Source organism: Streptomyces sp. 13-12-16 (genome assembly GCF_002114215.1).
Lineage (GTDB): Bacteria > Actinomycetota > Actinomycetes > Streptomycetales > Streptomycetaceae > Streptomyces.
In genome coordinates this window covers 1-6,864 of sequence record NZ_NCTE01000146.1, presented here as the reverse complement: position 1 = coordinate 6,864, position 6,864 = coordinate 1, and the positions used below count along the sequence as shown (strand labels likewise).

Genomic DNA, 6,864 nt, shown 5'->3' with positions numbered 1-6,864 from the left:
GCGGGTACATCGGCGAGCCCGCTCCCGTGCCGGTGCCGCCGGCGGAGGCGCCCGCCAGGGCGTCGCCGCCCTGCGGACGGCCGAGCGCCGAGGCGAGGTCGTCCTGGTTGTAGAGGTTGTCGTCGAACGCGGAGGAATACGCGGAGCCCGCCGAGCCCGTGGAGCCGCCCGGGTTGTAGGCGGAGAGGTCGGGGGGCTCGGGGAGGTCGGCGATGCGCTGCCGGATCAGCTCGTCGATGTCCTTCTGACCGGCGCTGATCCGGTCGTACTCGGCCTGGATGTCGCCCATGCGCTGGTCGTACTCGGCCTTGGCGTCCTTGCGCGCCTGCTCGGCCTCGGTGCGCGCCTCCGTGCGTTCCGCCTGGGCGTCGGCCTTCGCCCGGTCGTACTCGCTCCTGGCCTCGGCCTCGGCGGCGTCCGCCCGTTCGAGGGCCTCCCGTTCGGCGGCGTCGATCTCCTCGATCCGCCGGTCGTACTCCTCGCGGGCCTCTTTCTCGTCGGTACCGGCGGCGATCTCCCGCTCGTACTCCTGGCGTGCCTCGGCGCGTTCCTGTTCGGCGTCCTGGCGTGCCTGGTCCCGCTGCTCCTGGGCTTCGGCCTTCTCCTGCTCGTACTCCTGTCGCGCCGCCGCCTCCTGGCGGTCGGCCTCCTGGAGGGCGGCGTCGCGCTCGGCGCGGGCCTCGGCCTTCTGCTGCTCGTAGTCGGCCTGTGCCTCGGCTTTGGCGTTCTGGGCGTCCAGCCTGGCCTGCTGCTGCTCCCGCAGGGCCTCGCGGCGGGCCTCTTCCTGCTGGGCCTCCGCCCTGGACTGCGCGTCGGTCTGTTCCCGCTTGGCGGCTTCCCGCTCGGCGGCGGCCTCCGCCTTGGCGGCCTCCTGCTCGCGCTCCGCCTCGGCCCTCGCCCGGGCCTGCTCCTGCTTGGCTTCCGCCTTCTCGGCGGCGGCCTCCGCCTTCGCCGTCTCCTGCTCCTGCTTCGCTTCGGCCTTCGCGGCCTCCTGCTCGGCCTTCGCCTCGGCCTTCTCCTTCTCGGCCTCCGCCTTGGCCGCTTCCTGCTCCGCCTCGGCTTCCGCCTTCTCGCGGTCCTGCTCGGCCTTCGCCTCGGCCTTCTCCTTCTCGGCCTCCGCCTTGGCGGCCTCCTGCTCGCGCTCCGCCTCGGCCTTCGCCCGGGCCTGCTCCTGCTTGGCGGCCTCCTTCTCGGCGGCGGCCTCCGCCTTCGCGGCTTCCTGTTCGGCCTTGGCCTCGGCGCGGTCGGCTTCGGCCTGGGCCGAGGCCCGTTCCCGTTCCTTCTTCGCCTCGTCCTGAGCCTTCTGGTTCTGGGCGAGGACGAGCGCCTGCTGTTGCCGGGCCTCTTCCTTGGCGGCGGCCTGCTCGGCCTTGGCCTCGGCCTTCTCGCGCTCCTGCTCCGCCTTGGCCTCGGCCTTCTCCTTCTCGGCCTCTTCCTTGGCGGCGGCCTGCTCGGCCTTCGCTTCGGCCTTCTCGCGCTCCTGCTCCGCCTTGGCCTCGGCCTTCTCCTTCTCGGCCTCCGCCTTGGCGGCGGCCTGCTCGGCCTTCGCTTCGGCCTTCTCGCGCTCCTGCTCCGCCTTGGCCTCCGCCTTCTCCTTCTCGGCCTCGGCCTTCTCCTTCTCCCGCTCGGCCTTCGCCTCGGCCTTCTCCTTCTCGGCCTCCGCCTTGGCCTCCGCCTTCTCCTTCTCGGCCTCGGCCTTCTCCTTGTCCCGCTCGGCCTTCGCCTCGGCCTTCTCCTTCTCCCGCTCGGCCTTGGCAGCCGCCGCCTCGGCTTCCGCCTTCTTCTTCTCGGCGTCGGCCTCCACCTTGGCGGAGATCTCGGAGAGGGGGCGGTCGTCCTTGTCGGTGATGCTGGTGTCGAACGCCTTCTCCGCCGTCTTGAAGGCCTTGTGGATCTCGACGATGGCCTCGGCGCCCGCCGTGCTGAGCCAGTCCTGCACGGACTGCTCCCACCGGCGCACCGCCTCGTCGGCGATCGCCTTCCACGTGGTCATCTCGCTCGGCTTGCCGTACGACTTGCCCTCGATGACGATCTCGTTCCGGAAGCCGTCGGTCGACACCACGTAGTTGTGCCAGGTGGTGTACGGCCCGCCGCCGCTGGACACCGTCTCGATGTCCGTCTTGTCGTACTGGGTGTCGAAGAGGGTCAGCCGGGCGTTCTGCAGCATGTCGTAGAGCCAGCGCTGTGGATTGCTCTCGGCCTTCCACGCGTTCCAGGTGTCGTGGAGCTTCTGCGCCTGGGCGAGGAGAACGCCCTGGGCCTCGGCCAGCGCCCGGGCCGGCGCGGAGGTCACCGTCACACCGTCGATGGTGACGGCGGTGCCCTCGCCGCCCTTGCCGTTGAGCTGGTCGGCGTAGCCCTCGTAGTTCCGGGCCAGCTTGTGGATGAGCGCCTTGAAGATGGCGGCCGACGTGCCGTCCCAGGAGTCGCTGCCCTCTCCGATGTCCTCGGTGTCCCACTTGCCGACGGTGACCGCGCTGTCCTCGAAGAACTTGACCACCCGGTCGAAGGCCTTGGCCGTTTCCGTGAAGGTGCGCAGGTCGACGTAGTCCGCGTCGTTCACCGGGTAGCCGCGGTTCTTGAACCCGTGGGTCGAGTAGGGCCACATGGTGATCTGCGAGAGGGCGTCCCGGGAGCCGTAGACGTACCGGACCAGCGCGTTGGTGTTCCAGTCGAGCTTCTCGCCCTCTTTGTTCCAGCCGCCCTTGTCCTTCAGGCGCTCACTCGTCTTCGTGTAGTCCGGGATCACGTCGTCCCCGCCCGGCGGCCAGGACTGGCCGGACGCGAGGAAGGTGATGTAGGCGCGGTACCGGTAGAGGTACTTCCCCGCGGACACGTCCTGGGAGTCGTCACTGGGACGGTAGAACGGGATGGTGTAGTCGGTGTTGTGCGTCTTCCATCCGCTCGAGGACAGGAAACCCGACGAGTAATCCGGGCCGCCGTGCTTGTCCAGCCGGACGTGGATCAGCGGGATGCCGTCGTTACCCTTCAGGTCGTCGAACAACGTCTTCCGCTCCGGCAGGACATAGCCGGTGAGCAGGTCAACCGCTTTTTTCCAGTTGTCGTTGTTGTTGTCCCCGGGGTTGGCCATCGCCGAACTCCGCTACTCTTCCTCTTCGGTGCCACCGGAATTGCCGAGATCACTGTCGACATCCTCGAAGATGTCCATGAAATCGTCCGCGGTGATGTTCTCGAGATTCTTGCCCTGGGCCTTGGCCAGCTCGTCGATGGTGTCCCACAACGCCTGTTCGAGGTCCTCGAAGAGGACCGTCTGGTCCTCCAGGATGCGCACGACCTCGCCCGCGCCCTGCTGGACGACCTTGTTCAGGGCGCCCCCGCCGACCGCGCTGTTCTCGCCGGCCATGAGACCGATGACGAGCGGCTTCGCGGAGTCGATCGTCGTGGTCGAGATGCTGTCCGCGATGAACGTGATCGCCGGGCCGGCGGTCGGGCTGTCCTTGAGGATGTTCTCCAGGGTCGTCCGGAAGCCGTCGACCTGGTTGTTGATGAAATTCTTCAGGAATGTGCTGTCGAGGACCGTGACGGCCACGTGATCACCCTTCCGTCACCGGCCGGCGTCAGCGGCTGCCGATCCTGATGTCGCCCCACCGCTGCGTCAGGTTCTGCTCCGTGTACCGGTAGTTGGAGGAGATCTCGGTGAGCAGACCGGAGTGGTTGGCGAGCAGGTTCTTGATGTTCTCGACAGCGTTGTCCCACTTCGCCTGGACCTCGCTGTAGACGTCCCGGTCGTCACCGATCCAGCTGTTGCGGAGTTCGGCCAGTTCCATTTCCAGGTTGGCCAGAATGCTCATGATCGACTGGGACTGGCTGACCATGTCGTCCGCCGCGCCTTCGGCATGGTTGTAGTCGACGTAGATGTAGCCATCGGAGAAGTCCATCGGAGTCCTCTATTCACCGGGAGAACGACGTGAGTGGAAGGGCTGGGAGATCTGCTGGGTGCGCCGGGGTCAGTTCGACGACGTGTTGGTGCCGTTGAGCTCGTCGAACACCTGCGTGGAGCGCGAGTACTCCGAGTCGATCGCGTCGCTGGTGGATCCCTGCACCAGCCCGTGCTCCCGGAGGGTGCCGTTGAGCTCGTCGACCATCCGGTCCAGGTTGATCAGGATGGTGTCGACGTGCTCGTCCCACTGCTCCAGCAGCTTCTTGTACTTTCCGCCGTCCACACCGCCGTAGTTCGAGGCGAGCGTGTGCGACGTGGACTGGACGTCCTGCTGGCAGCGCTGGACACCGGTGAAGGCCTGTTCCAGCGCCATGATCCCGTTGCGGGTCGCGCGTTCTTCGGACTGCTGCATGGCCATGAGAGAACTCCCTTTTCGGTGACGCTCACCGGGCTGCGGCCCCCACTTCACTCCGTGGGCAGACGGAGTGTCCTTGCGATCACGACTGAATCGCCGGGGTCATGGGGTGGCCAGATGCTATGCAGGCCGCAACTTGTTTGGCAATTGCCCGCGGAACCCCGAACTCCTCTATTAACGGGCTCAATTGAGCAATGACCTCGAATTCACGCCGCTCAAGTGAGCGGGGCGGGGATCCGGCCGGACAGATCGGGCACCCGGCGGCGTCCGGTGGGCGCCGCCGGGTGCCCGGCTTAACCTGGGGTGGCCGCGCGGACGCCAAAAATTTCCCTTCCTGACGATTGCCGGCGGGGCCCGGTCGCCCCCTCCCGCCCGCTACCGCCCGGGGCACCGCAGCGTCACCCGTGCCTCACCCTCGGACGCCGCCTCGGGGGTCAGGTCCGGGCCGCTGGGCAGCATGGCCAGCATCGGGGACGGCATCGTCCGCGCCTCGACGCCCTCGTAGCCCAGCGCCTTCACCGCCTCCTGGGACAGCAGCCGGTACTTCACGCCCTCGTCCGTCACCAGGTACGTGGTGTCGCCCAGCGCGCTGCCGCTCGCGCTCAACGCCCTGACCAGCGCGCCCCTTCCGGCCCGTACGGCGATGGAGTCGACCTTCAGGCAGCCCGGTTCGACCTCGGGCGCCGGCGCCTGCACGGCCCGGGGCAGGGCGCCCTCGGGCAGCACCGAGGCGCCCACCCGCACACCGGAGTCCGTGGAGTCGACCTCCGCGCAGGACACGGAGCCGGTGGCGACGGTGACCGCCTTCGGCGGCTGCGCGGGCAGCTTCGCCGGCTCCGGGCTCCGCGCGTCGGGGGCGAGGTGCCCGGCCAGGGTGTCCGCGCCGAGCGTCACCACGGTCGCGGCGCCCCCGCCGTACGCCTTCTCCCGCGTCTGCGGATCGCCCAGCAGAAGGGCCGCCTCCGTGTCCGTCAGGGGCACGAGCCCGTCCTTCGTGAGCAGGTGGAGGCGGGCGGCCGAGCCTGGCACGTCGACCTTGAAGAGCTGCCCGATCCTGGTGCTCAGCCCGGCCAGTTCGGGGCCCTTCCCGCCCCGGCCGGGCACCTCGGCGGGGGCCAGGTCGGGTCCCAGCGGGAAGGAGTCGAGGAACGCCGCGGAGACGGGACGCGGGGTGACGTCGCCGTACCCGAGGGCCTCGGCCGCCTTCGCCCGCCCGTCCAGCCGCAGCCGGCTGCCCTGCCACAGCAGGTACGTGGCGTCGTCCGGGCCGGTGACCAGCATGCCCTCGTCCTCGCCCAGTCGCCCGCCGCCGGGCACGTCCTGCGGGGCGTCGGCGCCGAGGGCGAGCGTCGTGGTCACCGTGACGACGCCCGTCGTCCGGGGCAGGACGCCGGAACACACCAGCCACGGGGTGCGGTCCAGGTCACCGGTGCCCGGCAGCGCCTCGGGCCCGTCGGGGATGCCGACGGGTGTTCCGTGCGGGGTGCCGGCCAGCGAGGACGTGCCCACCGTGGTGACGCCGACCTCGCCGCCGGTGACCAGCCGGGCCGACGCGTAGTTGCGCACCGGGCGCAGCCGTCCGTCCAGGTACAGGTAGCGCGCGCCGGTCTGCTTGTCGACGATCAGGTTCTCCCCCGAGCGCCACGAGTCGTTGCCGCCGGGCCGCAGGAGTCCGAAGACGAAGGCGCCCGCGCACACCAGCAAGGCGATGATCACGCCGATCGCGGCGCCGCGGTTGGTCCTGCCCAGCGGGCTCTCCGGGGCGTCGGGCTCCGAGCGCAGCATGGCCGAGGCCAGCCGGCCCATGATGAAGAGGTGCGCCTGTACTTGGTCGCGCTTGCTGTGCATGTCGCCGTTCTCCCGGGTCAGCCGTTGATGCCGCGGAGCCAGCCGTAGACGCCCATCGACCAGAGCGTCAGCGGCAGGATGCTGAGGGCGGCGAGTGAGTGCAGCAGCTCGGCCGCGCGCCCCCAGTACGGGACGAGCCGCCGTCCGGGCACGGTCCACGAGGCGATGGTGATCGCGGCGGCCAGCCCCATCAGGCCGGCCGTCAGGGTCAGCCGGTCCGCCGGGGCGAGGGAGCGCGCGGAGACGAACAGCAGCAGGACCACGCCCCAGGCCCCGGCGCAGGTCAGCGCCAGCCGCTGCCAGACGTTGCCCAGCCCCCGGCTGTGCAGCAGCAGCAGGAGGGAGAGGGCCACGACGGTGAGGATCTCGGCGAGGCCCGGCGACGCCATGAGGGCCACCAGGCAGGGCAGGCAGACCAGGCCGATGGCGCCGTAGAGGGCGGTCATCCAGCCGTCCGCCAGCGCGGAGCGGGCGTCGACGTCCGAGGAGGAGTACGGGTCGATGCCCTGCTGCAGCTGCTGGACGTTGGTCGGCAGGGGCGGCATCCGCATGCCGGCCAGCCGGAACGACAGCGACGGGACGAACCCGCCGAAGAGCACCACCACGACGGCCACCACGCCGGCCGCCTGCTGCGGTGCCAAATCCAGGGTGATCAGGGTGGCGCCGAGCGCGCCCGCGGCGGCGACACAGGCCGCGCCGA

At 70.0% G+C, this 6,864-nt stretch carries 6 protein-coding genes; all 6 read right to left on the bottom strand.

Annotated elements, in window-relative coordinates; translation table 11 throughout:
• A partial coding sequence (locus B7767_RS46180; protein WP_179167052.1) for an AAWKG family protein occupies positions 1-3,091 on the bottom strand: 3,091 nt, incomplete at its 3' end.
• A gap of 12 nt (positions 3,092-3,103) precedes the next feature.
• Entirely contained in the window at positions 3,104-3,550 is a 447-nt protein-coding gene (locus B7767_RS06895) for a type VII secretion system-associated protein (RefSeq protein ID WP_085571361.1), read from the bottom strand.
• 28 nt (positions 3,551-3,578) lie between these two features.
• A complete protein-coding gene (locus B7767_RS06890; protein ID WP_085571360.1) occupies positions 3,579-3,899 on the bottom strand; it encodes a WXG100 family type VII secretion target in 321 nt (106 codons plus the stop codon).
• Positions 3,900-3,968: 69 nt separating this feature from the next.
• A complete protein-coding gene (locus B7767_RS06885) occupies positions 3,969-4,319 on the bottom strand; it encodes a hypothetical protein (RefSeq protein WP_085571359.1) in 351 nt (116 codons plus the stop codon).
• Positions 4,320-4,691: 372 nt separating this feature from the next.
• Entirely contained in the window at positions 4,692-6,164 is a 1,473-nt protein-coding gene (eccB, locus tag B7767_RS06880) for a type VII secretion protein EccB (protein ID WP_085571358.1), read from the bottom strand.
• Positions 6,165-6,181: 17 nt separating this feature from the next.
• Positions 6,182-6,864, bottom strand: a 683-nt coding sequence (gene eccD / locus B7767_RS06875) for a type VII secretion integral membrane protein EccD (RefSeq protein WP_085571357.1), incomplete at its 5' end; no start/stop codon positions are given.

Coding starts and splice junctions, on each gene's coding strand:
- B7767_RS06890 (WP_085571360.1), bottom strand. CDS start 3,899: ATGGACTTCTCCGATGGCTACATCTACGTCGACTACAACCATGCCGAA.
- B7767_RS06885 (WP_085571359.1), bottom strand. CDS start 4,319: ATGGCCATGCAGCAGTCCGAAGAACGCGCGACCCGCAACGGGATCATG.
- eccB (WP_085571358.1), bottom strand. CDS start 6,164: ATGCACAGCAAGCGCGACCAAGTACAGGCGCACCTCTTCATCATGGGC.